The following is a 24,002-nucleotide window of genomic DNA, read 5'->3' as shown; positions in this document are numbered from 1 at the left end:
TTAACAACCCTTTAACTTAAAACTCTCGATAAATCTTACCGGAATAAAGTGGGGTTCCGTAACCAAACCGGTGTCTCGCCCGGCTTGGTCGCGGCAGTTGCGTGGGGTTGCGTGATGAGCAGGTTTGTGTGGGGCGCGCTGGCGCTGGTCGCTACAGGCTGGACCATGTCGGCACGGGCAGCCGACCTTTACGGATCGCGCGCACCCTATACCGTCAACCAGCCGCTCAACGCCTATAGCTGGGCCGGTCCCTATCTCGGCGGCAACCTCGGCTATGCCTGGGGTTCGGTCGCCAACAATCCGACCAAGCCGTCCGGTTTCGTGGGTGGTGTCCAGGCCGGCTACAATTGGCAGAACGGAGCGTGGGTGTTCGGTCTCGAAGGCGACATCCAGGCGACCGGCGCCGAAGAAACCTTCGCGCCGTGGAAGTTCTCCAACCCCTGGTTCGGCACGGTTCGCGGCCGCGCCGGTTACGCGTTCAACAACATCTTGTTCTTCGGCACCGGCGGTCTCGCCTTTGGCGAGCTGCGCGCCACCACCTTTGGCGTGTCGGAATCCCATACCAATGCGGGCTGGACGCTCGGCGCCGGCGCCGAGATGGGCTTCGCCCCGAACTGGAGCGCCAAGATCGAATACCTCTATGTCGATCTGGCCAACAGCAACTTCGTCATTACAGGCGCGTCGAATGGTTACCGGTTCGGCTTGATCCGAGCCGGAGTGAACTATCGCTTCTGAGAACAAAGAAACTGTCGACTACCATCTCCCGGCGGCAGTAAGTCGCCGGGATTTTTTGCCTTCAGGCCGGGTTTACGTGCGCGGGCGCCGCGTGCCTCAACGCTCTGGGCGGCGATGCCGCGCCCAGCGCAAATCTTCACAGCCAAAAATTCAGTCCGCGTCCAACGTGAGCGTCAGATTACGATGAAATCACCAGGTTGACCGCCTTGGGGCCTTTGCCCTTCTTGTCCGGTTCGACCTCGAACGTAATGCGCTGTCCTTCTGTCAGATCCTTCAATCCGGCCCGCTCGACGGCCGTGATGTGCACGAACACATCGCGGCCGCCATCATCGGGCTTGATGAAGCCGTAGCCGCGTTCTCCATTGAAGAACTTGACTATTCCAGTCATGGCCATCGGGAAACTCCTCCCCCGTATTGCTCTGCCGCTACGCGCATCTCGCGTATCGGCCGACCGGACATTCGCTGCCGGAAGCCTGGCCACCTGAGCCGATCGGGTTCACGGCGCCGACCGACCTGGATTTTTATTCGGCCTTGATCACTCCGCCGCAACCATTCGCGGAAGCGGAACGTAAAGCCAGTCCCAATGGCCTGAGCATAATACGGTTTCGCGTAAATTGCCTACGGCCCAATCACACTTTTCAGAGGGAGTACCTCTTCAGGGCTTGGGTGTCTCGAGCCTGAAACGGCCGGCCCCGCCCTGGCCGAGCGGTTTTTCGAGTTCGGGTAGAATTGTCTTCAACTCACCCGCCAGCGTCCACGGCGGATTGACGATCAGGAGCCCGGTGGAGGCGAGGGGGCCGCCCGCCGCCTGCGGCGCAACGGAAAATTCGAGCCGCAGGCATTTCCCGGCCGGCTTGCTGGCGGCGGCTGCGCCCGCGACAAGGCGCGCCAGGGTGTCGGTGGCGCGCCGGCTCTTTACCGGATACCAGATCAGATAGCTGCCGGTGGGCCACTTCGCGTAGGCTTCGGCGAATCCGTCGGCCAGCGTCTCGAATTCGTCCTTTTGCTCGAAAGAGGGGTCGATCAGCACCAGGCCGCGCCGCTCGTTGGGCGGCACGAAGGCCGGCAACGCCGTCCAGCCGTCGAGGTCGACCACCCGCGCCTGGCTGTCGCGGCGCAGCGCATCGATCAGTTGCCTGCGGGCGCCGGGCTCGATTTCGCAGGCCGTAAGGCGGTCCTGCGGCCGCAGCAGCGCGCGGGCGATCAGGGGCGATCCGGGATAGGCCTCAAGCTTGCCCGGCGCGTTGAATGCCCTGACGATATCGAGATAGGGGGTCACCAGCGGCAGCGTGTTGTCCGAAAACCGCGCCTGCAGCACCCGCGCAATGCCGGTCAGCCATTCGCCGCTGCGGCGCGCTTCCTCGCCTGTGAGATCGTAGCGCCCGGCGCCGGCATGGGTGTCGATGACGCGAAACGCGGCCTGCTTTTCCTGCAAATAGGCCAGCATGCGCACCAGCACGATGTGCTTGATGACATCGGCAAAGCCGCCGGCATGAAAGGCGTGTCGGTAGTTCATAGGGGAGGGGTTACGACATCGGGGCGCGGAAAGTAACCCATATCGTCGAAGATGCGAGCGGCGGATGACGTCTGGCGTTGCCGAGGTGTCCGTCTCATCGCGCGATGATTTAACCGGCCATCCACAGAACCGGCCAAAACCATTGCATGGCAGATTGCTGCAAATGCAGCCCATCCGCTAACTTTCTATTTAAGGGTGTATGGTGTTCTGGTGCTCCTGGGAAAGAAGGAAGTGCCTCATGAGTGTGATTGCCGCTGCCTATTCATCGTACACCACTTTGTCGATTTCGCAGGCCGGCACCGCGGCAGCGGATGCAGGCACCAAGAGCAGCACGGCAAGTGTGTTCAGCCGGGCATCGTCATCGGCGCCCGATGCCCCGGTCACCACGGTCAGCATCTCGTACCGCGCAAAGCTGTTGCTGGCGCGGGCGTCGGCAGAACAATCCGCCGTCGATCAGCTTCAGGCACAGCTCGATGCCTTTCGCACCGGTGGGCCGGCAGCGGCGCTTCGCGGCGCCGATGCCAACGACGGGTTGTCGGTCGGCATGGATCTGTTCGAGATTATCAGCGGAGCTGGTGACGACAGCATCCACGTTCAAGCCAGTAACGCCACGATCAATTCCGGCGCGGGCAACGATGTGATCGGTGTCGATGGCCAGGCCAGCGTCGTCGCCGGCGAGGGTGACGATGTCGTCTTCACCTATGGTCATTCGACCGTGGATGGCGGCGCCGGCAATGATCATATCAGCACGTACGGTCATTCAACGGCCGCCGGCGGCGACGGCGATGATTCTATCAGCACCTATGCGTATTCGAGCGTTTCGGGTGGTAGCGGAAACGACATACTCAGAACCTACGGCAATTCCACCCTTGATGGCGGTGCCGGCGACGACAGCCTCAGCGCCTACGATCACGCCAACCTGAGCGGCGGCGCGGGCAATGACTATATCGGCGCCTACGACAATGCGGTTGTCGATGCCGGTACCGGTGACGACACCGTCCGCACCTACTCACATGCGACTGTGTCGGCCGGAGACGGCGATGACCATGTGTGGACCCATGATTATTCCGTCGTCGACGCTGGCGCTGGCAACGATATGATCTGGGCCGGCGGATCTTCGACGGTGACGGGCGGCACCGGTGACGACATCATCAGCGTAACGGGTGATAATTCCACGATCAATTTTGCCAAGGGTGACGGCAACGATGTCGTTCGGATCGACAACGGCAGCGACAGCGTCGATCTCTCGATCAGTGGTTATTCGCTGGATGATGTTATCGTCACCCAGCAGCTCGGTAGGACCACCGTAAACTTCAAGGGCTCGGACGATTCCCTTGTTTTCAATGGATCGGCACGACTGAGCTTCGCCGATCACACCAGCGTGGATATTCGCGCCTGACGCAGCTTTGGCGTCGAGGGGATCCCGGCCATCCACGTGCCCTGCAGACGACAATGAAGCCGTGGATGACCGGGAACGCAGACAACTCTGGGTAGTCTGCGCAGGGTGGGCCGCCATGCCTTGGTATATTGCCTTGGCATGACGGAAGAGGATCTTCAGCCGCCCCGCACCGGCGGCATTACCACCTCGTCGCGGCGGCAGGCGCGGCGGTCGGTTTCCTCGCAGGCGCGGAATTGCATGTCCTTGCTCAGGCAGACCCGTACTTCGCTCAGGCGCCGGCCGGAGCAGGTCACCGAAATCGCCGAACTGCTCAGGCCCGGATTGATCTTGATGAAGGCCGCCTCGAGATCGCCCGGAGCGATGGTCTTCTGCTCCGACAATTGCAGGAATTCCTCGGGGATCTTCACCGCCGCGCGCGCCTTGCGGATGCTCTCGAAATAGGCCCGCGCGCCGAGGCCCGAACAGGTGCCGTGCTTGTCCCACTCGTTGAAGATCAGGCCGGGCGCCGGCATCAGGTCCAGCATCGAGGTCATGATGTTGCGATCGAGCCGCGGCGAGGGCCGTTGGCAATATTCGGGAAAGCCGCGCTCATATTGCGGCCACAGGCCGTGAACCACGAAGGAATAGGGCCGTTCGCACTGGACCTGTGAGCGCCCGCTATTGCCCCGCTCGGCCGCCACCTCGCAGAACGAGGGCGACCATGACAGGGCAAGGACATAAAAATCGAACTCGCCCGGGGCGTTCTGCCGGCGGTCCTGCGCGGACGCCATCCCGGCGGAGACGACGACAAGCGCCAGCGAAATCAGAAGCCGCGAAATAATAACGGATCGGTGCATCGAACGCCCCTCTACTCGACTACCGGGAGCCTAGCAGGGAGCCAGAACATTTCAAGAACAAAATTAGATGATCGCGAACGTCAGCCACCGAAGGCTCTGTTCAATCGGCGCGGAGCAGGGAATCAGGGCCGGGCGGCCCGGCAGCCGGGGCTATAGGCCCAGTTGCGATCAAGTCCGGTCACGCACCATTCGACGCCCTGGCCGAAGCCGGCAAAGCCGCCATCCTCGATGATCGAGTAGTGCACGGTGCGCATCTTGCCGTCGCTCAGCATCACGTCGCCGCTGCAATAGCGGCGCGGAATGTTGTCGGATTGCCAGGGCCGAAACGCGGTTTCATGGATCCGGCCAAAGCCGGTGATCGTCAGCGCCGAATTCCAGAACTTGCCCTCTTTCTCCTGGAATCGCGCCGCGATCGTCGACAGCGCCCGCTCGCATTCGGCGACGCGGCCATCATAGCTGGGGCCGAACAGCCCGAAATTCAGCTCCAGCGGGTTGGCGGCCTGGGCGGCAGGGTTGGAGGCCAGCAGGGCAAGCGCCGCTGCCATCGGGCCAAGTGCTCTAAGGCCAAGTGCTCTGGGGCCGAATGCTCTTAAGGATGTGAACAGGTTGCGCATGGGGAATCCGCCGGTAAGCCAACACGCGAGACGGTGCCGCGAAGCCCTGACGAGGTCAAGTGCAGCGCGGCAACACCTGACGACCAAGTCCGTCTCGTGCTGCAACCATTCTTTTCACGGCCATCAGCGCACACTATGGTGGGCTTCGAGCGAAATGGAGTCTGCGATGCGAAGAATTGTGGCCGCGTGCCTGATTGCCATGTGCCTGGTCGTCATGGGCGGAATGCTGGCGGGCGCGCCGGCGCAGGCGCACTGGTGGGACATCGACACGGTGCCGCCGTTCAAGGGCAATGACACCGGCGGCATCATCGCCTATCCGCTCGCGATGCAGGCCGACGCCCGTCAGCTCGCCGTTGATCACTGCGCTCGTTACGGCAAGGTGGTGAAATTCCTCGGCGTGCAGCCGAATTACGGCGGCTATGTTTCCTTTGCCTGCCGCTGGGTGCCCTATGGTGCCGCCGAGCGGCCGCTGCGCACGCTTTACTGAGCGCGATCCCGCTAGCTTTCCCCGGCTGGACATGTTTTTGCCACGCGAAGCGTGTGTTCACTCGCGCGCACGATATCGTGGAAGAATTCAGGTGGGAGCACAGGCATGAGACGACTGCTTCTTGTAACTTGTTCGGCGCTTGGCCTGCTGGCCCTGTTGCCGGTGAACGGCGCGGTCGCCGTCGAGCTGCCGGTGCGCAAGGCCGGTCTGTGGGAGATGAAGGTGCTGAGTGGCGGCTCGGTGCCCGAGATGACCATGCAGCAATGCACCGACGAGACCACGGACAAGGACATGAGCACCGCCATGTCGCCGGTGGCCAAGGAGATCTGCTCGAAGCAGGACATCCAGAAGACGGCGACCGGCTATGTCACCGATTCGGTCTGCGGCGTCGCCGGCATGACGATCAAATCAAAGGCCGAGATCAACGGCGATTTCAATTCTGCCTACACCGTGAAAACGAGCTCGCACACCGAGGGAGGGATGGGCGGCGCCCCGCGCGACAGCTCCTCGACGATCGAGGCGAAGTGGATCGGCGCCTGCAAAAGCGATCAGAAGCCCGGCGACATCATGATGCCGGGCGGCATGAAGATGAATATCAACGACATGCAAAAGCTGAAGGCGCTGATCCCGAAACAGCCGGCGAAGTAACGAGGCCATCGTAGCCCGGATGGAGCCAACGGGTCGCGCGAATGCGCGCCCAGCGACGAGCGCATTTGCGCTCGCACTGTGATGACAGGCTCCGCGAAATCCGGGATTCTTTGTGCGGGCACGAATGTCCCGGATTGCGCTTGGCTCCATCCGGGCTACTGATCAACGCGTCTACACCGGTACCCTTACCGCCGCTCTCAATCCGCCCATCGGGCTGTCGCTGAGCGTGATGTCGCCGCCATGCGAGCGGGCGATGTCGCGGGCGATGGCCAGCCCCAGGCCGGTGCCGCCTTCGTCCTGGTTGCGGGCATCGTCGAGCCGCAGGAACGGCTTGAACACTTCCTCGCGCATATTGGCGGGAATACCGGGGCCGTCGTCGTCGACCGTCACCGTCAGATAGCGGTGATCGCGGTGGCCGGTGATCGAAACCGTGTTGGCGTGGCGCGCGGCGTTGGAGACGAGGTTGGCGATGCAGCGCTTGAACGATGCTGGCTTCACCGTCACTACGGGCAGGCCGTGGAACGTCACCGTCGCGGTATGGCCGTGGCGCTCGGCGTCGCTGCGCAACTCTTCCAGCGCCTTCGCCATGTCGGTCGGCTGCGCGGTCTCGCCGCTGTCGCCGCGCGCAAAGGAGAGATAGGCCTCCAGCATGCCGGCCATTTCGTCGACGTCCTTGCGCATGCCGTCGACTTCGGGGCTGTCGCCGATCAATGCGAGCTCGAGTTTGAAGCGGGTCAGGATGGTGCGCAGATCGTGGCTGACGCCGGCCAGCATGGCGGTGCGCTGCTCGATCGAGCGCTCGACACGCGCCTTCATTTCCAGGAACGCCTGCGCCGCCTGCCGCACTTCCCGTGCGCCGCGGGGGCGGAAGTTCGGCGCCTCGCGGCCCTTGCCGAAGCTTTCGGCGGCTTCCGCCAGCCGCAGGATCGGCTTGATCTGGTTGCGCAGGAACAGCACCGCGACGATCAAGAGGATCGAGGAGGTGCCGAGCATCCAGAAGATGAAGATCTCCGAATTGGAGGCGTAGGCCCTGCTTCGCTGCGCGAACACCCGCATCACCGCGTCGTCGAGCTGGATGCGGATCTCGACCAGGTTGGACTTGCCGACGGTGTCGATCCAGAACGGACGGCTGATCTGGCGGCTGATCTGCCCCGAGAGCGACTGGTCGAGCAGCGAGAAGAACGGCTTTGGCCCCGGCGTGGGCATGTCGCCCGGCGGGAGGAAATCGACCACGAGCCCGAGCCGCTGCTGCGCGATGCGCTTGAGTTGCGTGCGATCCTTGTCCTGCGGATAAGTCTTATAGATGTCGATCAGGCCCGCGATATCCTGCACCACGGCGGCCGATAAATGCCTTGTCACCGTGTTCCAGTGCCGCTCCATGAACACGAAGGCGACCACCGTCTGCAGCATCACCATCGGCACGATCATGATCAGAAGCGCGCGCGCATAGAGGCCGGTCGGCATCCAGCCCTTGAACGCGTTGCCCATCCAGCCATTGACCGCGGAGACGCGTTGCGATGCGTTGCGAATCAGGGTCAAGCCGGTGTCGAGCGTACTCATGAAAATCGGCTCAGGGCGATGCGACCAGACGATAGCCGATGCCGCGCACCGCCTGCAGGAACAGCGGATTGGCGGGATCGCGCTCGATCTTGCGCCGCAGGCGGTTGATCTGCACGTCGACCGCGCGCTCGTTCACCGTGCCGCCACCGGTCAGCGCCGCGCGCGGCACGGTTTCGCCGGGAGCGACCGCCAAGATGCGCAGCATTTCGCGCTCGCGGTCGGTCAAGTGAATGATCTCCTCGCCCTGGCGCAGTTCGCCGCGGTCGAGATGATAGACGTAAGGGCCGAACGCGATCTGCTCCAGCGCCTCCACCGGCGGCGGCGCGCTGCGCTTGAGGATGTTGCCGATCCTTAAGACCAGTTCGCGCGGCTCGAACGGTTTGGCGACATAGTCGTCGGCGCCGATCTGCAAGCCCTCGATCCGCGCCTCCGCCTCATGGCGCGCCGTCAGCATGATGATCGGCACCGAGGAGGAGGTGCGAATGAACCGCGCCAGCTCGAAGCCGGTTTCGCCGGGCATCATGACGTCGAGGATCAACAGATCAAAATGCAGGCCGAGCAGTTTGGCGCGGGCGTCGTTCGCGCTCGACGCTGTCGTGACGCGATAACCCTCGCCGGACAGAAACCGCGACAAAAGATCGCGGATACGGCGGTCGTCGTCGACCAGCAGCAGATGCGGGGCGTCGTCGGCCATTTGCTGCGTTGCGCGCGCGGTGGCTGTAGCGATGGTTGCTCCTTGCGCCACGATCACTCCCTTGGCTTCTTGCCGGTCCCGAAGATCGCTTCGAGCACCTTGTCGGGGTCTTCGCGATCGATCATCGCGCGCAGGAACTGGCTGATAACAGCGACGCCTTCGGGGTTGATGTCCCGGAGCGCGCGGGTGATGCGATCGGTCTGCAGCCCTGCGAGCTTTGCCACCAAGGCTTCGCCCTTGGGGGTGGCGTAAAGAAGGCGCTGCCGGCGGTCGTTATTGCCGGTCTTCTGGATGATGTAGTCCTCGTCGAGCAACTGCTTGAGTACCCGGCCAAGCGATTGCTTGGTGATCCGCAACACGTCCAGCAGGTCGGCGACCTTGAGGCCGGGATAGCGGTAGACGAAATGCATCACCCGGTGATGGGCGCGGCCGAACCCGAAAGCCTCGAGCTCATGGTCGGCATCGCCGACGAAGTCGCGGTAGGCAAAGAACAACAATTCGATGATGTCCCAGCGCATTTCGCCCGCCCGCTGGGCAGGGGACGTGCCGGCGGCGCCTTGCGAATCGGGGGTGGCCGGGCCCTTTGAGAAATTTATGTCAGTCATGTTGACATATCTTGGGTTCAATGTTACAAAACTACTAGCCACGACGAAACTTTAAGTCGTTTCGAACCTGGCGACGTGTCAGGCAGCCGGAAAAAGTCAGCGATGGCAGCAACGGCCGCAAATGAACTACCGTGAGATTGTCGAGCGGCATTTCGGCAAACATACTGGACTTCGTCATCCCGCAAAAGCATGTCCTCAACCGACATGACGGCGGCGGAAGCCGGCCGCAAGGCTGGTGATGGGTGAAGCCCAGGCCTGTGACGTCCAGACCTATTGAGCCAGCAGGCCCGGAGAGGCCGGCCGGCGCCAGAATCGCGCCGATTCCGGCAGCGGAAAGCAAGGGCAAGGGAATGAGTTTGAAATTCGAAATCCAGCCGACGGCGAATCCGACGCCTGAGAACGAGCGCACGGCAAAGCTCGCGGACCCGGGCTTCGGCCGGATTTTCACCGATCACATGGCGATCGTCCGCTACAACCAGGCCAAGGGCTGGCATGACGCGCGCGTCGAAGCCCGCGCGAATTTCTCGCTCGATCCGGCCACAGCCATCCTGCACTACGCGCAGGAGATTTTCGAAGGCCTCAAGGCCTACAAGCGCGACAACGGCGTGAACCTGTTCCGCCCCGAAGCCAATGCCAGGCGCTTCCGGAACTCGGCGGAGCGCATGGCCATGGCGCCGGTGCCAGAGGCTCTGTTCATCGAAGCGGTCGAGCAGGTCGTGCGCATCGACAGCGCCTGGATCCCGGGCGGCGAGGGCAGTCTCTATTTGCGGCCCTTCATGATCGCGAGCGAGGTCTTCCTCGGCGTGAAGCCGTCCGCGGAATACATCTTCGCCGTCATCGCTTCGCCGGTCGGTTCCTATTTCAAGGGCGGACCTGCGCCGGTGTCGATCTGGGTGTCGGAGAACTACACGCGCGCCGCGATCGGCGGCACCGGCGCCGTCAAGTGCGGCGGCAATTACGCCGCGAGCCTGCGCGCGCAGGCCGAGGCCATCGAGCACGGCTGCGATCAGGTCGTTTTCCTCGATGCGATCGAGCGCCGCTATATCGAGGAACTCGGCGGCATGAACGTCTTCTTCGTGTTCGACGACGGTTCGCTGCTGACGCCGCCGCTCGGCACCATCCTGCCGGGCATCACCCGCGATTCGATCATCGCGCTGGCGAAGGATTCCGGCACGCCCGTGCGCGAAGAGCTCTACACGATCGACCAGTGGCGTGCGGATGCCGCCAGCGGAAAGCTGAAAGAGGCCTTCGCCTGCGGCACGGCGGCCGTCATCTCGCCGATCGGCAAGGTGTGTTCGGCGAGCGGCGAGTTTCTGATCTCTGGCGGCGCGGCTGGCCCCGTCGCCATGGGGCTGCGCAAGAAACTGGTCGACATCCAGTACGGTCGCGCTGAAGACCCGCACGACTGGATCAGAAAGGTCCTGTGACCGGCGGCGGAATTATTCCGCCGCTTCCGCGACAGATCACTTGAGCGCCGGGGGTGCGCGCGTCTCGTCGAGCCGCGCGAGGGCTGATGTGCGGCCAATTGAAGCAGCGCCAATCCGGGAGAGCGCCCATGGGAGTTTCGTTCGACAAGATCGATGGCGTCATCTGGTACGACGGCAGGCTGGTGCCGTGGGCCGACGCCAACGTGCACATTCTCACCCATGGCCTGCATTATGCGAGCTGCGTGTTCGAAGGCGAGCGCGCCTATGGCGGCAGGGTCTTCAAGAGCACCGCGCATTCCGAGCGGCTGAAGAACTCGGCCAGCATCCTCGATTTCGAGATTCCCTGGTCGGTCGCCGAGATCGACGCCGCCAAGCAACTCGTGATCGACAAGAACAATCTGCCCGACGCCTATCTCCGCCCGATCGCCTGGCGCGGCTCGGAGATGATGGGTGTCTCGGCGCCGACCAACACCATCCATCTCGCCGTCGCCGCCTGGAACTGGCCGAGCTATTTCGATCCGGCCGAGAAGCTGAAGGGCATCCGGATCGGCATGGCCGAATACCGGCGGCCCGATCCGGCGACGATTCCGGCGATGGCCAAGGCGTCCGGTCTCTACATGATCTGCACCATCAGTAAGCACAAGGCGGAGCGCCAGGGTTATGCCGATGCCATGATGCTGGACTGGCAGGGGCGGGTCGCCGAATGCACCGGTGCCAACATCTTCTTCATCAAGGACGGCAAGATCCACACGCCGATTGCCGACTGCTTCCTCGCCGGCATCACCCGCGCCACCGCGATCGACCTCGCCGGGCGCCGCGGCATCGAGGTGATCGAACGCCGCATCATGCCGGAGGAACTCGACGGCTTCACCGAGTGCTTCATCACCGGCACCGCGGCCGAAGTGACGCCGGTCTCCGAGATAGCGAATTGGAAGTTCACGCCCGGCAATATCTCCGAGCAGTTGATGGCCGACTACACCGCCGAAGTGCAGCCCAAGGGCAAGGCCACGGCTGCCTAAGGCCCGGATCTCTCTTCCCCTCTCCCCGCCGGCATTGCCTTGGGATGGATGGTTGTCGAACTGGATAGAGGAACTCGGCTGGTCGGGCCGCGTTGGTGATGCCGAAGATTGATGAAGCATTCCCGGCCGATAGCAGCATCCGCGACGCCGCTGCACAAGCTGATCGGAGCGAGCTGATTTTCAGGCGAAATGCGAAGCCATCATGGCCACGATCTTGGAGCGCTCAGAAACGGGCGGACAAGAGCAACACGGAGGGCACATGAGAAACATCGTGAACGAGGACGGCGAGATCATCGCCAAGGCAACGAAAGACGGTACACTGGTCGGCGGTCACCACCGCCTCATAGTGGCGGGCAGCCTCAGTCAAAAACTGTTCTGGCAAGATACCGGCGAACCTGTGAAGCTTGACGCCTTGATGCATCAAAATTCTCATCGACGTATAGCTTGATGCGCTCAGCCCACGTTAGCGAACGGCTTACTTCTTCTCGTCCTTCGGGGCCGGTGCACCGTCCTTGTCCCTTTTGATATTGCCCTTGGTTGCGCTCATGCCGGTGGTGTCCATCGAACCATCTGGCTTGGCGCCGCTCGTCGTTCCGGGCCTCTCCATGCCGGTCTGCGGAGCGGGGCCGGTGTTCTGGGCAAAGGCCGAGCCGCACAGGAGCGCAAGAGCGGTTACGGTAATAAGCTTCCTCATAGATCTCTCCTTTGCAGACCTACAATAATTCGGCGCGCAAAGTGTGGTTCCTGGACCGTGAACTCTTCTGCGGCTTTGTGCGACCAACTCCCCGGATTGCGGATAGAATTCGGTGCGTGAAATGGTGACAATGACCTCAGCCCTCTCAATATGCTCCAAATGCGTCGCGGCGGCTGTCGTTGCGGCGGCCCTCGCGGCTTTCGGCTCCCCGACAGGGGCCGTCATGGCCCAGGACCGTTCCCCGGTGATCGACCTTAGCTCCGGCGACGCGGAGATGAATGCCGCGATCGCAAAGGGGCGGGCCACGCTGCCGACGTTCTGGGCCTCCTACGACGCGCCAAAACCGTCGGAGACCGGTCACTCCCTCAAGGTGCGGTTTCCGAATCCGAGGAATAATGGCGAGCACATCTGGATCGCCGAGGTGAAGAAGACCGCGGACGGCCGCTATTCGGGAAGGTTCGCCAACGCGCGGCGCGATCTGCCCGGCAAGAAGGCAGGTGACGTGACCGAGTTCAAGGAGGCCGACATCTCGGACTGGATGTTCACGCGGAACGGCAAGATCGTCGGTGGCGAGACCATCAAGCCGCTGCTGAAATCAATGCCGAAGGCCGACGCCGACGCGCTTCGCGCGCGGATGGAATCGCCTTAAAGGGGGCCCCGAGGCCAAATGGGACGTTCTGGGCAAAGCCCGCCTGGTGGGTTAGGTGCGTGGGATCACCCTAGTTTTGCCGCCGGCGGTGCCAAAAAGCGGCTTTCCCCGTCAGGGACATGCTGATACCAACGCCGCCCATGGCTGAAAAACCCAAAAAACCCCAGAAGCTCCGCGCCCGCTTGCCGCGCGGGCTGGAAGATCGTGGTCCGGCGGCGATTGCCGCCACGCGCCAGATGGTCGAGAAAATCCGCGAAGTCTACGAGCGCTACGGTTTTGAGCCGGTGGAAACGCCGGCGATGGAGTTCACCGACGCGCTCGGAAAGTTCCTGCCCGACCAGGACCGGCCGAACGAGGGCGTGTTCTCGTTCCAGGACGACGACGAGCAGTGGATCTCGCTGCGCTACGATTTGACTGCGCCGCTGGCGCGTTACGTGGCGGAAAATTTCGACGCGCTGCCAAAACCGTATCGCAGCTACCGCGCCGGCTATGTCTACCGCAACGAAAAGCCCGGCCCCGGCCGCTTCCGCCAGTTCATGCAGTTCGACGCGGATACGGTGGGCTCCGCTTCGCCCGCGGCCGATGCCGAGATGTGCATGATGGCGGCGGATACGATGGAAGCGCTCGGCATTCCGCGTGGCAGTTATCTGGTGAAGGTGAATAACCGCAAGGTGCTCGATGGAGTGCGCGATGCGCTCGGCATCGCCGATGACGGACAATGGCTGACCGTGATGCGCGCGATCGACAAGCTCGATCGGCTCGGCATTTTCGGCGTACAGCAATTGCTGGGTGATGGCCGCAAAGACGAGTCAGGTGATTTCACCAAGGGCGCGGGCCTCAAGGCGGAAGACATTGCCCTGGTCGTCAGTGCGATCGAACAGGGCGCTCAGATCGACGCGCGGCTGCGCGACAGCAAGATCGGACAGGAAGGTCGCGACGAACTCGACGCGATCAGCAAGCTTATTTCGGCATCGGGCTATGGGCCGGATCAGATCGTCATCGATCCTTCCGTCGTCCGTGGCCTCGAATATTACACTGGCCCCGTCTACGAGGTCGAACTCACTCTCGAAACCAAGGACGAAAAAGGCCGCCCGGTCCGCTTCGGCTCGGTCGGTGGCGGTGGCCGCTATGATGGCCTCGTCTCGCGCTTCCGCGGCGAGCCGGTGCCGGCGACGGGATTTTCCATCGGCGTGTCGCGGCTACAGGCCGCGCTGACGATGCTCGGCAAGCTCGACACCCGGCCGGACTTCGGGCCTGTGGTTGTCACCGTGTTCGATCGCGACCGTGTCGCCGATTACCAGAAGATGGTGGCGCAGTTGCGCAATGCGAAGATCCGTGCCGAACTCTATCTCGGCAATCCCAAGAACATGGGCAACCAGCTCAAATATGCCGACCGCCGCAACTCGCCTTGCGTGATCATCCAGGGCTCGGATGAAAAGGCGCGCGGCGAAATTCAGATCAAGGACCTGATCGAGGGCGCGAAAGCCGCTGCCGCCATCGCCTCCAACCAGGAATGGCGCGAGACCCGTCCGGCGCAGTTTTCCTGCGGTGAGGACGAGATCGTCGCAAAGGTGCGCGAAGTGCTGGCGCGCCATGACGTGAAGTGGGGATAGCCATTCATTCCAGGCGTCATGCCCGGCCTTGTGCCGGGCATCCACGTCTTGTTTGATACGGGGGATCGTGGACGGTCGGGAAGGGCTCGGCTATCGCGCGAAGAAAAGCAACGAGGAGACGAGAATGCCTGAGATTACCGTGAGCATGGCCGCCGGCCGCACCGACGAACAGAAGGCCAGCATGATGCGTGACATCACGCAGGCACTGGTCAAGAACCTCGGCGTCGATGCCGACGCGGTGGTGATCCAGATCAACGAAGCGCCGCTGGCCCACAAGATGAAGGGCGGCAAGACGTTTGTGGAACGGGCGGCGGCTGCTGCTGCGGCGAAGAAGTAGCGCGTCTCTTCCTTCTCCCCTTGTGGGAGAAGGTGGCGGACGTAGTCCGCCGGATGAGGGGTTCCATCGGCGAATACAGTGAGAGAGATTCGCTCGCGGAGAAAGACCCCTCACCCGTCTCAATCGCGCGTTTCGCGCGATTGATCCACCCTCTCCCACAAGGGGAGAGGGGAAGGGGAAGCAATCCATGGACGCACGCGACTTCATCAAGATCGGCATGAATGCCGAGCGGACGCTGGTCGTGCCGGCCGAGCGCACGGTCGGGCATTTCGTGCCTGATATGCCGATGGTCTACGCGACGCCGATGATGATTTTGGAAATGGAGATGGCATCGAGCGACGCCATCAGGGCCCATCTTCAGCCGGGCTGGATCACGGTCGGCACCGAGGTCGATATCCGCCATCTCGGCGCGTCGCTGGTTGGGGCTGTGGTGCGCGTCACGGGAAAAGTCACAGCAGTGGAGCGCCGCGTGATCCGCTTCGAGGTCGAAGCCTTCGAGGGCGAGCGCAAGATCGGCGACGGCCGCCACGCCCGCGGCCTCGTCAATGTCGAGATGTTTACCAAGCGGCTGGGTGCGAAGTAGCTGCTTGCCCACCCTACGCACTTCTACTTCGCCAGTTCCTTCGATCGCTTCGTCGCCGCGGCGATGGCGCGGATCATCAGCGGCTGCATTCCGTCCTGGCCCATCAGCACTTCCAGCGCGGCCGCCGTGGTGCCGCCGGGCGAGGTGACGTTCTGGCGCAGCGTGGCGGAATCCTGTTCCGAGCGATGCAGCAATTCGCCGGAGCCGGCGACGGTTTCGCGCGCGAGTTTTGTGGCGAGATCCGCCGGCAGACCGGCCTCGACACCGGCGCGCGCCAGTTCTTCGGCGAGCAGGAACACATAGGCCGGGCCGGAGCCGGAGACAGCGGTCACCGCGTCCATCAGGCCTTCATCGTCGACCCATTCGACCGAGCCGGTGGCGCGCAGCAGCGCATCGGCGGTGGCGCGCTGCGCGGCGCTGACATTCTTCGCCGCGACGGCAACCGTGATGCCGCGGCCGATCGCGGCCGGCGTGTTCGGCATGGCGCGAACCACCATGCCGCCGCAGACCTGTTCCAGCGCAGCGATGGGCGTGCCCGCCATGATCGAGACGACCAGCGTGTCCGGTCCGACGAGCTGCTTCAGCGCCGGCCCTGCTTCGCGGAACATCTGCGGCTTCACCGCGACCACCAGCGTATCGGCGGTGCCGGCGTCGTTCGGATTGAGACGGACGCCCTTGGCGGCGAGCGCCTTGATGTCGTCGGACGGGAGGGGCTCGACGACGATGACGCGGCTTGCGTCGAGGCCGCCGGCCAGCCAGCCGGTCAGCATCGCGCTGCCCATCTTGCCCGCGCCGGCGAGCGCGATGGTGCCGTTGAGGTTGGTGAGGGGATTAGCTGCGGTGACCGACGACGACATGCGACATACTCCCTCGTCGTCCCTGCCTAGTGCGCAATTGCGCACGGGCGCAGGGACCCATAACCACAGGCGGTTCTAGTGAAGCGCGGGAAGGGCTACAAGCAGTTTGCGTGAGCCCAGCGGTCACGGAGTATGGGTCCCTGCATTCGCAGGGACGACGCGGCGTGTGTGGAGGCGGCGAGGCTACGCCTCGCCCTCGGTATCGAACATCGCCGCGCTCATCGCCTCCGCGGCGGTCTTTCCGGCCCAGACCACGAACTGGAACGCGGGGTAGTAGCGTTCGCAGGCGTGGATGGCGCCGGCCAGCATGGCCTCGCATTGCGCGGTCGAGGCGGTCAGCCCGCCCGGCAGCACCAGCGCCTGCCGGTACATGATCATGCCGGTATGGGTCCAGATGTCGAAATGGCCGACCCATAATTGCTCGTTGATCGCCGCGATCAGCCGCTGCACTTCGGCGCGGCGCGCAGGCGGAATCTTCATGTCGAAGGCGGAAGCCAGGTGCAGCGCCTCGATCTCCGCCATCCAGGTGAAAGAGAGCTGATAGTCGGTCCAACTGCCCTTGGAGACGATGGTGACTTCGTCTTCGCCGGAGCGCTCGAACGCCCAGTTGTTCTCGGCGGCAATGTCCTCGACCGCCGCGAGCGGGTTGTTCCGGGAATCGATAATGCCTTCGAGGAGGGACATGCCGTCTCGACCTTGTTTTTGAATTCTTCTGATACGCACGCGGAGCACGGCGCGTTGAACTGATGCGCCGGCGCCGGCTGCAATTCCCCCGATCGCTGATCCTCCCGGGGCCTGCCGAAGCTCAAGTGATGTGATTTGCGGAATCCGCGCAACTGACCCCTGAGTCCGTCCACAGGCCAAAGCCGCGTTGTTCACAGCAGATCGCGGCCATGATTATTAATTTGAGAACAAACCGGAATCGGATTCGAGCGCCGCGGAGTCCGGCGGCCGGAGAAATCGGGCCGGAATGCCACAATGGTTAATTTTTTCTTAATTTTCCCGGAATGACCTGATTTCGTATCGCGACGGGGACGGCCGGCGGGAACGCCGCGGCTACTTCTCGCGCGCGACCAGCGGACACACCTCGATGGCTGTCCCCAGCACCGCGCCTTCGATTTCGACGCACGGCCGGGAAGCATCGACGCGCATGCCATATTGCTCCAGCAATGGCTCGCGGATCGGCTTGCCGCGCCTGTGCAATTCCCATGCGCCGCCCGGCAGCGGATTTTCCAACGCGGTGCGAATGCGGCGGTCGAACTTGCCGTCGGGCATGATGGGCAAGGCAATGTCGGCGATCTGATAGAACCGCGATTGTGATGGCAGAAGCGGGGCGACATAGGCCAGCGGCTTGTCGAGAAGAAGATAGACAGCGGGCTGCTCAAGGGATTTTGAGATGCTCGGATTATAGGGATTGGACCAGGGGCGGCGGAACCAGTCTCCCGGTTGCGACCACAGCGCGATGGCCAAGGCTACGGCAAGCATCACCGCATTCATGCGCACCGAAGATACGCGGAGCGAGGCAGAGCCGGTCGTGGCGGCGATGCAGCGATGGATCAGCAGGACGATCAAGGGTGCGCACAACAGCTCCAGCACGATCGCGTAGCGCTGGATCGAAAAAACGGCGAGCCATGCCGCATAGGAGACGATGAAGAACAACAGGAACTGAGTATCGCGGCGCGTGAAGATATCGGTGCGTGTGACAAGGCCTCGGCCGATGCCGAGCACGATCAACACCGTCGCAACCGCAAACCGCGCGTCGCGGAACGGATATTCCGAGCTCCTGTTGTCGCCGACCAGCCAATAGAAGGGATACGCCAGCGCGTCCAGCATGCTGCGGGGCAGGAATTGCCAGTCCATGATGTTCGTCGGCATCAATTCCCGGGACTGGAATACGGCGTTGAAGAGCGGGAAAATCGGGTTGCCCAGCTCGCGCCACAGCATCAGCCCCCACGCGCCACCCGACGCCAGCGCACCGACCGCGCCGCCAACTCCGAGGCAGAGCGTTGCCAGCAGCGGCCGGCTGGCGACAAGCACGGCGGCGGCCGCACCGAGCGCATAGACGGCATTGGTCAATTTCAGCCCGACGGCGGCGCCGATCAGCAGCCCTGCGAGAACGTAGCGTCCGTGATGCGATCCATCCGCCGACAGGATCAGGACACAGCCGGCCAGAATCGGAAGCGCGGTGAGAATGTCGGAGAAGCTCGTGCCGACCTCCGAAAGCGTCATCGGCCCGACCGCGGCAATCAGGATCGACGCGCCGATCGCGCTCGCCGTCGCTGCTTCCCGCAGCAGGACGCGGACGAGAAAATAGATCAGCAGCAAATTGAGGCCGTGCACCGCGCCGATGATCATCAGGCCGTAGGGCAGCGGCAGCAGATGGCGCAGATAATAAACCGGGAAATAGACGGCCGGATTGAAATAGGTCTGAAAGCCGGCCGGCAACGCGTCAATGCCGTAGCGGTAGTTGATGACCGCCCAGACATTGTACTCGTGGTAGTTCAGCCAATCCCAGTTGACGTCTTCGCCGACAAACCAGGTGTAGATCGCGCCGGCCAGGAGCGAGCCGAGCGCAATGACGATCGGTACCAAGGTCCTGGTTTGAAAAGCGAGCCATTGCCAGGGCCGATCAGCGGGCCTTCCGGCATCCGTGCGGGAAACGTCGGTGGCGAGTGTCACGCTTGCCTCGTTTGTATCGCTGGGATGACCGGAGTTGAAAGACACATCTAGGACGCGTCTTTTTAAGGATTCGTGAATGTATCGCCTCGCATCCGATCTCGCAGACCTGTTCGCAAATTGTGCGTTAACGCCGGTCCGCATCTCCATCGCAACATCGTCGAGATCAATCCGCCGATGGCGCCTTTGCCTGTCTGCCGGGCGTGGCGCTGGCGCGTGCGCGCGGGACGTAGCCGGGAGCGCCGCGGCTTTTATTCCGGCTTGAGGCCGCCGGTGCGGACCACCTTGCCCCACTTCTCGGTTTCGTCGGCGATCAGCCTGCCGAAATCGGCCGGTGAGCCCGGCATCGGCGCGCCGCCGATGGCGGCAAGCTTGGCCTTCATGCCGGGATCGGCGATTGCCGCATTGATTTCCTTGTTGAGCTTCTCGACGATCTCGGCCGGCGTGTTTTTCGGCGCGGCGAAACCGTACCACTGGCTGGCTTCATAGCCGCCCACGAAATCGCCCACGGTCGGAATCTCCGTCAGCTCCGCCATGCGCGCGGCCGTGGTCACCGCGAGCGCGCGCAGCTTGCCGGTCTTGATGTGATCGGCGGTGCCGGGCGCGGCGGCAAACAGGATCTGCACTTGGCCGCCGAGCAGATCCGTCAGCGCTGGGCCCTGGCCGCGATAGGGGACGTGGACCATGTCGACGCCGGTCATCATCTTGAACAGCTCGCCGGCCATGTGCGGCGCGCTGCCGCTGCCCGCCGAGGCCATGTTGACCTTGCCGGGATTGGCTTTGGCGTAAGCGATGAATTCGGGAAGCGTCTGCGCAGGCACTGAGGGGTGGACCAGCACCACCATCGGCACGTGGATGACGCCCGCGACCGGCGCGATGTCGCGGACAAAATTGAAGTTCAGTTTTTCGTAGAGCGAGGCGTTGACCGCGTTCGGGACGGTTGCCAGCAGCAGCGTGTAGCCGTCGGGAGCGGCGTTCACGACCGCCTCGGTGCCGATATTGCCGCCGGCGCCGGTGCGGTTCTCGATCACGAAGGGCTGCCCGAGATGGTCGGCCAGCCACTGACCGATCAGGCGCGCGGTGATGTCGACGCCGCCGCCGGCAGCGAACCCGGCGACGATTTTCGTCGGCCGCGTCGGATAATCGAGCGCGGACGAAAGGCGCGGCAAGGCGGGCGCCGCGATGAGTACGCCGGCGAGTTTGAGGAAATTCCGGCGAAGAAGAAATTTCATGCTGAGCGCCCCCCTGTTGGCAGCAAGCCTATCCCAATTGCCGCGGCCTGAGCAAAGCCGTCCGCGGATCACGCTTGCGCGCCCTGTTCCGGCGGCATGGGGACATGCCTTTTCCCCATGCCAAAGGTGCTTGCTGATTCCCCGGCGTTGGTCATATTCTCAACGCAGGTCGTCCATTCCGGGCGGCCGATGTTCTCAGGGCGGGGTGAAAATCCCCACCGGCGGTAAGGGTGACGTAGCCCAAGCCCGCGAGCGCCTTCTTCTCTCCCGAGAAGAAGGGTCAGCAGATTCGGTGTGAATCCGAAGCCGACGGTTACAGTCCGGATGAAAGAGAACGGTTTGCGGCGGCCTTCGCGCGTTTGCGCGTGGGCTGACGTCGTTCCGTATGCCCTGATTCTGGTCCTGAAAGAGGAAAGCCATGAATCAGATGTTGCAAGAGCCTGAAGTCCAATCCCCAGCCCAAACTGTTGAAGCGAGCCACGTCCCTGACGTGCCCGAGCGTCCACCGGCGCCGGCGCATCCGCGTTTCGTCAAGCCGCAGCGGATCGCCTTCGTGCAGTCGTCCTGGCACCGCGACGTCGTCGAGGAGTGCCGCATCGCATTCCTCGAAGAGATCGAGGCGCGCCATATAACGCGCGCGCAGGTCGATCTGTTCGAGGTGCCCGGTTCGTTCGAGATACCCTTGCATGCGCAACTGCTCGCCAAGACGCGGCGCTACACCGCGATCGTGGCCGCAGGGCTGGTGGTCGATGGCGGCATCTACCGCCACGAATTCGTCGCCGACACCGTGATCAAGGCGCTGATGGATGTGCAGCTCAGAACCGAGGTGCCGGTTTTCTCCGCGGTGCTGACACCGCAGCAATTCCATGACAGCGCCGTGCATCACGACTTCTTCCGCAAGCATTTCGTCATCAAGGGCATCGAGGTCGCGGAAGCCTGCGCCAACACGCTGCACAGTCTGGAACGGCTGCGCGGCCAGGTGGCCGCGGGGATCGTGGGGTAACGTCAATGCGAGCCAACGGGTCGGCCACAGGCCGGACCCGTTGGCTGCTCGCAATGACGAATGCAGCGTCAATTGGAGTTATCGATGGTCAATGCCGGACAAGACCCTTCCGATTGGCTCGGCCTGTCAGGCCGAGTCTGCGTGGTGACGGGTGGCGGTGGCGGGATCGGCCGCGCCGTCGCCGTCAGTCTCGCCCAGGCGGGCGCCCGCGTCGCCGCGATCGATCTCGATGAGCGCGGTCTTGAAGTGACGCGCGAAGAACTCGGCAAGCTTGGTGCCGAGCATGTCATCGCTCGCTGCGATACGACTGACGTCGAGAGCGTCACCGCTGCGTCCGCGACAATCGAAAAATCGCTCGGGCGGTGTCACGTGCTGGTCAACACCGCCGCCGTGCTGCGGCCCGGCGCGCTCGACTCGTTGTCGCTTGCCGAATGGAACGCGGTTCTGTCGGTCAACCTGACCGGCTACTTCGTCTGCGCGCAGGTTTTCGGCCGGCAGATGCGCGCGCTCGGTCGCGGCAGCCTGGTTCACGTGGCTTCGATCGCTGGCAGCAATGCGCAGGGGCAGAGCGGAGCCTACAGCGTCAGCAAGGCCGGCGTGATCATGCTGTCGCGGCAACTCGCCAACGAATGGGGTCCGCATGGCATTCGCAGCAACGTCGTCAGCCCCGGCATGGTGATCACGCCGATGAGCCAGGCCTTTTACGATACGCCTGGGGTCACCGAGCGGCGCGCCGCGGTAGTGCCGATGCGGCGGGTCGGCATGCCGCAGGACATCGCCGATGCGATCCTGTTCCTCGCCAGCGACCGCGCGTCCTATGTCAACGGCGACGAGATCATGGTCGACGGTGGCTACGCCAACATGCTGATGAACCTGGTGCCGCGGCCGGGATTTGAGTGAGGCGCGCGGCGGCGCGTAGGATGGGTAGAGCGAAGCGAAACCCATCAATTCATTGCGCGGAGAGATGATGGGTTTCGCTGCGCTCTACCCATCCTACGACGTCATCTCAGTCGAACAGGCTCGACACCGATTCTTCCGACGCGGTGCGGCTGATCGCTTCCGCGATCAGGGGCGCGATCGACAGCGTGCGGATGTTGGCGGCCTTGGTGACCGCCTCGGTCGGCAGGATGGAGTCGGTGATGACGAGTTCCTTCAGCCGCGAGCCGGCGATACGCGCCGCCGCGCCGCCCGACAGCACACCATGGGAGATGTAGGCGTAGACATCCTTGGCGCCATTGGCGAGCAGCGCATCCGCCGCGTTCACCAGCGTGCCGCCGGAATCCACGATGTCGTCGATCAGGATGCAGGTGTAACCGGCGCAGTCGCCGATCACGTTCATGACTTCGGACTCGCCGGCGCGCTCGCGGCGCTTGTCGATGATGGCGAGCGGCGCGTTGATGCGCTTGGAGAGACCGCGGGCGCGTACCACACCGCCGACGTCGGGCGACACCACCATCACGTTGGCGAGGTCGAAGCGTTCCTTGATATCGCGCACCATCAGCGGCGAAGCGTAGAGATTGTCGGTCGGGATGTCGAAGAAGCCCTGGATCTGGCCGGCATGCAGGTCGAGCGTCATGACGCGATCGATGCCGGCATGCGTGATCAGGTTGGCGACCAGCTTGGCCGAAATAGGTGCGCGCGAGCCGACCTTGCGGTCCTGTCGGGCGTAGCCGAAATAGGGGATCACTGCGGTGATGCGGCGGGCGGACGACCGGCGCAGCGCATCGGTGATAATCAGGAGTTCCATCAGGTGGTCGTTGGCCGGAAACGACGTCGACTGGATGATAAACGCGTCCGAGCCGCGCACGTTCTCGAGCACCTCGACGAAGATTTCGTTGTCGGCAAAGCGGCGGACGCTGGCCTTGGTCAGCGGCAGGTTCAGCCCTTCGGCGATGGCCTGCGCCAGCGCCGGGTTGGAATTGCCGGCGACCAGCTTGATCGAGCCGTTTTTGGCCGCCATCAACGCTTCTCCTCGCGCCTTGCTGGATACGACGTTCAGCATATCGAGAAATCCTCGGAACCGGCGCTTTTGATGGGCGAGGAGATATCAGGCGGGTGGCTTGGCTGGCAACCCGTCGGCCCGGTTTTCCCGGTCAAAAAACGGCAAATACGTGACTTTTACGGGGGCGCCTATTGGGCGCTGTAGCTGAGCGAGGTGACGGCGAGCGCATCCTGCGCGGGTACGGCGCTTTCCACACTCGCGACTGCGGGACCGCGGCGCTCGGGGGCCGGGGCCGGCGCGGCATCCGGAATTCCGTTAATCATACCTGACAGACCGCTGAGGCCGGCCTGCGCAATCTTGCGCAATACGAGGTCGTCGGCCGCCGCCCAGGCGTCGCGTCCGGCCTTGCCGGCCGCTTCTTCGCCGGAAAGCCGCAGCGCGCGCTGCTGGTTGTTGTCGTAGACGTCCCAGACCCAGGCGATCACGGTCTTGCCGCGCACCACCTGCGCCGAGAGATAGCCGCGCACGCGGTAGGAAGCCCCGCCCTCGCGGGAGACGATCAACAGGTTGCGCAGCTTCGATTCGCTGTCGAGCACGCTGACCATCCGGTCGAACACCTGCGGCGGCGGACCGTCGATCGATTCGAACGCCACGGTCGGGCCGCTGCCCGTCGAAACCATCGCATACGAGCCGCTGGCTGCGCCTCCGCCGGCACAGCCGCCGAGCGCCGAGGCGACGACAAGCAGCACTGCCGCGATCATGGCGCGCGGCGCTTGCAGGCACGAAGCTGGAACGGTGTCGTTCATTGCTCCCTGCGATATCGTTAAAATGTGTTAAGGTCTAGGGCAGCGGGTGTACCGGCCCGCCAAAAAGATT

General features: G+C 63.4%; 27 protein-coding genes and 1 riboswitch. Of the genes, 13 read left to right on the top strand and 14 right to left on the bottom strand.

Going from position 1 to position 24,002, the window contains the following annotated elements; genetic code table 11:
• Positions 1-114: 114 nt before the first annotated feature.
• The gene (locus C7G61_RS33925) at positions 115-735 is read left to right on the top strand and encodes an outer membrane protein (protein WP_190242093.1); all 621 of its coding nucleotides are present in this window, start codon (positions 115-117) and stop codon (positions 733-735) included.
• Positions 736-913: 178 nt separating this feature from the next.
• On the opposite strand, the gene C7G61_RS33920 is transcribed toward C7G61_RS33925, so the two are convergent.
• Positions 914-1,129 (bottom strand): cold-shock protein, encoded by a 216-nt coding sequence (locus C7G61_RS33920; protein WP_108522052.1) that lies wholly within the window; start codon positions 1,127-1,129, stop codon positions 914-916.
• Between the two features lie 261 nt (positions 1,130-1,390).
• Positions 1,391-2,251 carry a 23S rRNA (adenine(2030)-N(6))-methyltransferase RlmJ gene (locus C7G61_RS33915; protein WP_108522051.1) on the bottom strand — a complete coding sequence of 287 codons (861 nt, stop codon included), beginning with the start codon at positions 2,249-2,251 and terminating at the stop codon, positions 1,391-1,393.
• 244 nt (positions 2,252-2,495) lie between these two features.
• Here C7G61_RS33915 and C7G61_RS33910 point away from each other — a divergent pair, with 244 nt between their 5' ends.
• Positions 2,496-3,650, top strand: a complete 1,155-nt coding sequence (locus C7G61_RS33910) for a calcium-binding protein (RefSeq protein ID WP_190242092.1) — start codon at positions 2,496-2,498, stop codon at positions 3,648-3,650.
• A 155-nt stretch (positions 3,651-3,805) separates the two neighbouring features.
• Here the strand turns inward: C7G61_RS33910 and C7G61_RS33905 are convergent, their stop codons facing one another.
• A complete protein-coding gene (locus tag C7G61_RS33905) occupies positions 3,806-4,486 on the bottom strand; it encodes a ribonuclease T2 family protein (protein ID WP_108522049.1) in 681 nt (226 codons plus the stop codon).
• 122 nt (positions 4,487-4,608) lie between these two features.
• Entirely contained in the window at positions 4,609-5,100 is a 492-nt protein-coding gene (locus C7G61_RS33900) for a hypothetical protein (RefSeq protein ID WP_108522048.1), read from the bottom strand.
• A gap of 166 nt (positions 5,101-5,266) precedes the next feature.
• Between C7G61_RS33900 and C7G61_RS33895 the strand changes: the two genes are divergently transcribed.
• Together C7G61_RS33895 and C7G61_RS33890 are read left to right on the top strand one after the other, a co-directional pair.
• The gene (locus C7G61_RS33895; protein ID WP_108522047.1) at positions 5,267-5,587 is read left to right on the top strand and encodes a hypothetical protein; all 321 of its coding nucleotides are present in this window, start codon (positions 5,267-5,269) and stop codon (positions 5,585-5,587) included.
• Between the two features lie 105 nt (positions 5,588-5,692).
• Positions 5,693-6,235, top strand: coding sequence for a DUF3617 domain-containing protein (locus C7G61_RS33890; protein WP_108522046.1), 543 nt, complete (start codon positions 5,693-5,695; stop codon positions 6,233-6,235).
• 171 nt (positions 6,236-6,406) lie between these two features.
• Here C7G61_RS33890 and C7G61_RS33885 read toward each other — a convergent pair whose 3' ends face one another.
• From C7G61_RS33885 to C7G61_RS33875, 3 genes are read right to left on the bottom strand one after another with little or no spacing between them, the layout of a single operon-like run.
• Positions 6,407-7,795, bottom strand: a complete 1,389-nt coding sequence (locus C7G61_RS33885; RefSeq protein ID WP_108522045.1) for an ATP-binding protein — start codon at positions 7,793-7,795, stop codon at positions 6,407-6,409.
• 10 nt (positions 7,796-7,805) lie between these two features.
• Complete coding sequence (locus tag C7G61_RS33880; protein WP_108522081.1) at positions 7,806-8,489, bottom strand: response regulator; 684 nt, start codon at positions 8,487-8,489, stop codon at positions 7,806-7,808.
• Positions 8,490-8,542: 53 nt separating this feature from the next.
• Entirely contained in the window at positions 8,543-9,094 is a 552-nt protein-coding gene (locus C7G61_RS33875) for a MarR family winged helix-turn-helix transcriptional regulator (protein ID WP_108522044.1), read from the bottom strand.
• Positions 9,095-9,444: 350 nt separating this feature from the next.
• Between C7G61_RS33875 and C7G61_RS33870 the strand changes: the two genes are divergently transcribed.
• The 3 genes from C7G61_RS33870 to C7G61_RS33860 all read left to right on the top strand — a co-directional run bounded on the left by C7G61_RS33870 (position 9,445) and on the right by C7G61_RS33860 (position 11,988).
• Positions 9,445-10,521: a branched-chain amino acid aminotransferase gene (locus tag C7G61_RS33870; RefSeq protein ID WP_108522043.1), complete on the top strand. Its 1,077-nt coding sequence runs from the start codon at positions 9,445-9,447 to the stop codon at positions 10,519-10,521.
• 128 nt (positions 10,522-10,649) lie between these two features.
• A complete protein-coding gene (locus tag C7G61_RS33865) occupies positions 10,650-11,540 on the top strand; it encodes a branched-chain amino acid aminotransferase (protein ID WP_108522042.1) in 891 nt (296 codons plus the stop codon).
• Between the two features lie 202 nt (positions 11,541-11,742).
• Entirely contained in the window at positions 11,743-11,988 is a 246-nt protein-coding gene (locus tag C7G61_RS33860; RefSeq protein WP_244608589.1) for a hypothetical protein, read from the top strand.
• Between the two features lie 27 nt (positions 11,989-12,015).
• Here C7G61_RS33860 and C7G61_RS33855 read toward each other — a convergent pair whose 3' ends face one another.
• The gene (locus C7G61_RS33855; RefSeq protein ID WP_108522041.1) at positions 12,016-12,234 is read right to left on the bottom strand and encodes a hypothetical protein; all 219 of its coding nucleotides are present in this window, start codon (positions 12,232-12,234) and stop codon (positions 12,016-12,018) included.
• 223 nt (positions 12,235-12,457) lie between these two features.
• On the opposite strand from C7G61_RS33855, the gene C7G61_RS33850 reads away from it, so the two are divergent.
• From C7G61_RS33850 to C7G61_RS33835, 4 genes are all read left to right on the top strand, one after another.
• Positions 12,458-12,883, top strand: coding sequence for a YegJ family protein (locus C7G61_RS33850; protein ID WP_244608588.1), 426 nt, complete (start codon positions 12,458-12,460; stop codon positions 12,881-12,883).
• A 119-nt stretch (positions 12,884-13,002) separates the two neighbouring features.
• Complete coding sequence (gene hisS / locus C7G61_RS33845; protein WP_420836812.1) at positions 13,003-14,496, top strand: histidine--tRNA ligase; 1,494 nt, start codon at positions 13,003-13,005, stop codon at positions 14,494-14,496.
• A gap of 124 nt (positions 14,497-14,620) precedes the next feature.
• Positions 14,621-14,833, top strand: a complete 213-nt coding sequence (locus C7G61_RS33840) for a tautomerase family protein (RefSeq protein ID WP_108522038.1) — start codon at positions 14,621-14,623, stop codon at positions 14,831-14,833.
• Positions 14,834-15,020: 187 nt separating this feature from the next.
• On the top strand, positions 15,021-15,416 hold the full coding sequence (locus C7G61_RS33835) for a thioesterase family protein (protein ID WP_108522037.1): 396 nt from the start codon (positions 15,021-15,023) through the stop codon (positions 15,414-15,416).
• A 23-nt stretch (positions 15,417-15,439) separates the two neighbouring features.
• Here the strand turns inward: C7G61_RS33835 and proC are convergent, their stop codons facing one another.
• From proC to C7G61_RS33815, 4 genes are all read right to left on the bottom strand, one after another.
• The gene (proC, locus tag C7G61_RS33830) at positions 15,440-16,273 is read right to left on the bottom strand and encodes a pyrroline-5-carboxylate reductase (protein WP_108522036.1); all 834 of its coding nucleotides are present in this window, start codon (positions 16,271-16,273) and stop codon (positions 15,440-15,442) included.
• Positions 16,274-16,456: 183 nt separating this feature from the next.
• Positions 16,457-16,957, bottom strand: coding sequence for a type III secretion system chaperone family protein (locus C7G61_RS33825; RefSeq protein ID WP_108522035.1), 501 nt, complete (start codon positions 16,955-16,957; stop codon positions 16,457-16,459).
• Between the two features lie 372 nt (positions 16,958-17,329).
• The gene (locus C7G61_RS33820; RefSeq protein ID WP_244608587.1) at positions 17,330-18,952 is read right to left on the bottom strand and encodes a glycosyltransferase family 87 protein; all 1,623 of its coding nucleotides are present in this window, start codon (positions 18,950-18,952) and stop codon (positions 17,330-17,332) included.
• Between the two features lie 248 nt (positions 18,953-19,200).
• Positions 19,201-20,181: a Bug family tripartite tricarboxylate transporter substrate binding protein gene (locus C7G61_RS33815; RefSeq protein WP_108522034.1), complete on the bottom strand. Its 981-nt coding sequence runs from the start codon at positions 20,179-20,181 to the stop codon at positions 19,201-19,203.
• A gap of 187 nt (positions 20,182-20,368) precedes the next feature.
• Positions 20,369-20,521: riboswitch (FMN riboswitch) on the top strand.
• A 78-nt stretch (positions 20,522-20,599) separates the two neighbouring features.
• On the opposite strand from C7G61_RS33815, the gene C7G61_RS33810 reads away from it, so the two are divergent.
• Together C7G61_RS33810 and C7G61_RS33805 are read left to right on the top strand one after the other, a co-directional pair.
• Positions 20,600-21,184, top strand: coding sequence for a 6,7-dimethyl-8-ribityllumazine synthase (locus tag C7G61_RS33810; RefSeq protein WP_108522033.1), 585 nt, complete (start codon positions 20,600-20,602; stop codon positions 21,182-21,184).
• An 84-nt stretch (positions 21,185-21,268) separates the two neighbouring features.
• A complete protein-coding gene (locus tag C7G61_RS33805) occupies positions 21,269-22,084 on the top strand; it encodes an SDR family NAD(P)-dependent oxidoreductase (RefSeq protein ID WP_108522032.1) in 816 nt (271 codons plus the stop codon).
• A gap of 106 nt (positions 22,085-22,190) precedes the next feature.
• Here the strand turns inward: C7G61_RS33805 and C7G61_RS33800 are convergent, their stop codons facing one another.
• Together C7G61_RS33800 and C7G61_RS33795 are read right to left on the bottom strand one after the other, a co-directional pair.
• The gene (locus C7G61_RS33800; protein WP_190242091.1) at positions 22,191-23,144 is read right to left on the bottom strand and encodes a ribose-phosphate pyrophosphokinase; all 954 of its coding nucleotides are present in this window, start codon (positions 23,142-23,144) and stop codon (positions 22,191-22,193) included.
• Positions 23,145-23,314: 170 nt separating this feature from the next.
• A complete protein-coding gene (locus tag C7G61_RS33795; protein WP_108522030.1) occupies positions 23,315-23,932 on the bottom strand; it encodes a hypothetical protein in 618 nt (205 codons plus the stop codon).
• Between the last annotated feature and the right edge of the window lie 70 nt (positions 23,933-24,002).

This window comes from Bradyrhizobium algeriense (assembly GCF_003062295.1).
GTDB classification, from domain to species: domain Bacteria; phylum Pseudomonadota; class Alphaproteobacteria; order Rhizobiales; family Xanthobacteraceae; genus Bradyrhizobium; species Bradyrhizobium algeriense.
Note: the sequence above shows the minus strand (reverse complement) of the source record. Positions and strands in the feature narration are given on the sequence as shown.

Excerpts from the sequence above, each read along its gene's own strand:
- C7G61_RS33895 (WP_108522047.1), top strand. The coding sequence starts at position 5,267 with ATGCGAAGAATTGTGGCCGCGTGCCTGATTGCCATGTGCCTGGTCGTC.
- hisS (WP_420836812.1), top strand. The coding sequence starts at position 13,003 with ATGCTGATACCAACGCCGCCCATGGCTGAAAAACCCAAAAAACCCCAG.
- C7G61_RS33925 (WP_190242093.1), top strand. The coding sequence starts at position 115 with ATGAGCAGGTTTGTGTGGGGCGCGCTGGCGCTGGTCGCTACAGGCTGG.
- C7G61_RS33800 (WP_190242091.1), bottom strand. The coding sequence starts at position 23,144 with ATGGCGGCCAAAAACGGCTCGATCAAGCTGGTCGCCGGCAATTCCAAC.
- proC (WP_108522036.1), bottom strand. The coding sequence starts at position 16,273 with ATGTCGTCGTCGGTCACCGCAGCTAATCCCCTCACCAACCTCAACGGC.
- C7G61_RS33875 (WP_108522044.1), bottom strand. The coding sequence starts at position 9,094 with ATGACTGACATAAATTTCTCAAAGGGCCCGGCCACCCCCGATTCGCAA.
- C7G61_RS33815 (WP_108522034.1), bottom strand. The coding sequence starts at position 20,181 with ATGAAATTTCTTCTTCGCCGGAATTTCCTCAAACTCGCCGGCGTACTC.
- C7G61_RS33855 (WP_108522041.1), bottom strand. The coding sequence starts at position 12,234 with ATGAGGAAGCTTATTACCGTAACCGCTCTTGCGCTCCTGTGCGGCTCG.
- C7G61_RS33860 (WP_244608589.1), top strand. The coding sequence starts at position 11,743 with ATGGCCACGATCTTGGAGCGCTCAGAAACGGGCGGACAAGAGCAACAC.
- C7G61_RS33915 (WP_108522051.1), bottom strand. The coding sequence starts at position 2,251 with ATGAACTACCGACACGCCTTTCATGCCGGCGGCTTTGCCGATGTCATC.
- C7G61_RS33825 (WP_108522035.1), bottom strand. The coding sequence starts at position 16,957 with ATGTCCCTCCTCGAAGGCATTATCGATTCCCGGAACAACCCGCTCGCG.
- C7G61_RS33835 (WP_108522037.1), top strand. The coding sequence starts at position 15,021 with ATGGACGCACGCGACTTCATCAAGATCGGCATGAATGCCGAGCGGACG.
- C7G61_RS33850 (WP_244608588.1), top strand. The coding sequence starts at position 12,458 with ATGGCCCAGGACCGTTCCCCGGTGATCGACCTTAGCTCCGGCGACGCG.
- C7G61_RS33890 (WP_108522046.1), top strand. The coding sequence starts at position 5,693 with ATGAGACGACTGCTTCTTGTAACTTGTTCGGCGCTTGGCCTGCTGGCC.
- C7G61_RS33865 (WP_108522042.1), top strand. The coding sequence starts at position 10,650 with ATGGGAGTTTCGTTCGACAAGATCGATGGCGTCATCTGGTACGACGGC.
- C7G61_RS33905 (WP_108522049.1), bottom strand. The coding sequence starts at position 4,486 with ATGCACCGATCCGTTATTATTTCGCGGCTTCTGATTTCGCTGGCGCTT.
- C7G61_RS33920 (WP_108522052.1), bottom strand. The coding sequence starts at position 1,129 with ATGGCCATGACTGGAATAGTCAAGTTCTTCAATGGAGAACGCGGCTAC.
- C7G61_RS33805 (WP_108522032.1), top strand. The coding sequence starts at position 21,269 with ATGGTCAATGCCGGACAAGACCCTTCCGATTGGCTCGGCCTGTCAGGC.
- C7G61_RS33795 (WP_108522030.1), bottom strand. The coding sequence starts at position 23,932 with ATGAACGACACCGTTCCAGCTTCGTGCCTGCAAGCGCCGCGCGCCATG.
- C7G61_RS33840 (WP_108522038.1), top strand. The coding sequence starts at position 14,621 with ATGCCTGAGATTACCGTGAGCATGGCCGCCGGCCGCACCGACGAACAG.
- C7G61_RS33885 (WP_108522045.1), bottom strand. The coding sequence starts at position 7,795 with ATGAGTACGCTCGACACCGGCTTGACCCTGATTCGCAACGCATCGCAA.
- C7G61_RS33900 (WP_108522048.1), bottom strand. The coding sequence starts at position 5,100 with ATGCGCAACCTGTTCACATCCTTAAGAGCATTCGGCCCCAGAGCACTT.
- C7G61_RS33870 (WP_108522043.1), top strand. The coding sequence starts at position 9,445 with ATGAGTTTGAAATTCGAAATCCAGCCGACGGCGAATCCGACGCCTGAG.
- C7G61_RS33880 (WP_108522081.1), bottom strand. The coding sequence starts at position 8,489 with ATGGCCGACGACGCCCCGCATCTGCTGCTGGTCGACGACGACCGCCGT.
- C7G61_RS33810 (WP_108522033.1), top strand. The coding sequence starts at position 20,600 with ATGAATCAGATGTTGCAAGAGCCTGAAGTCCAATCCCCAGCCCAAACT.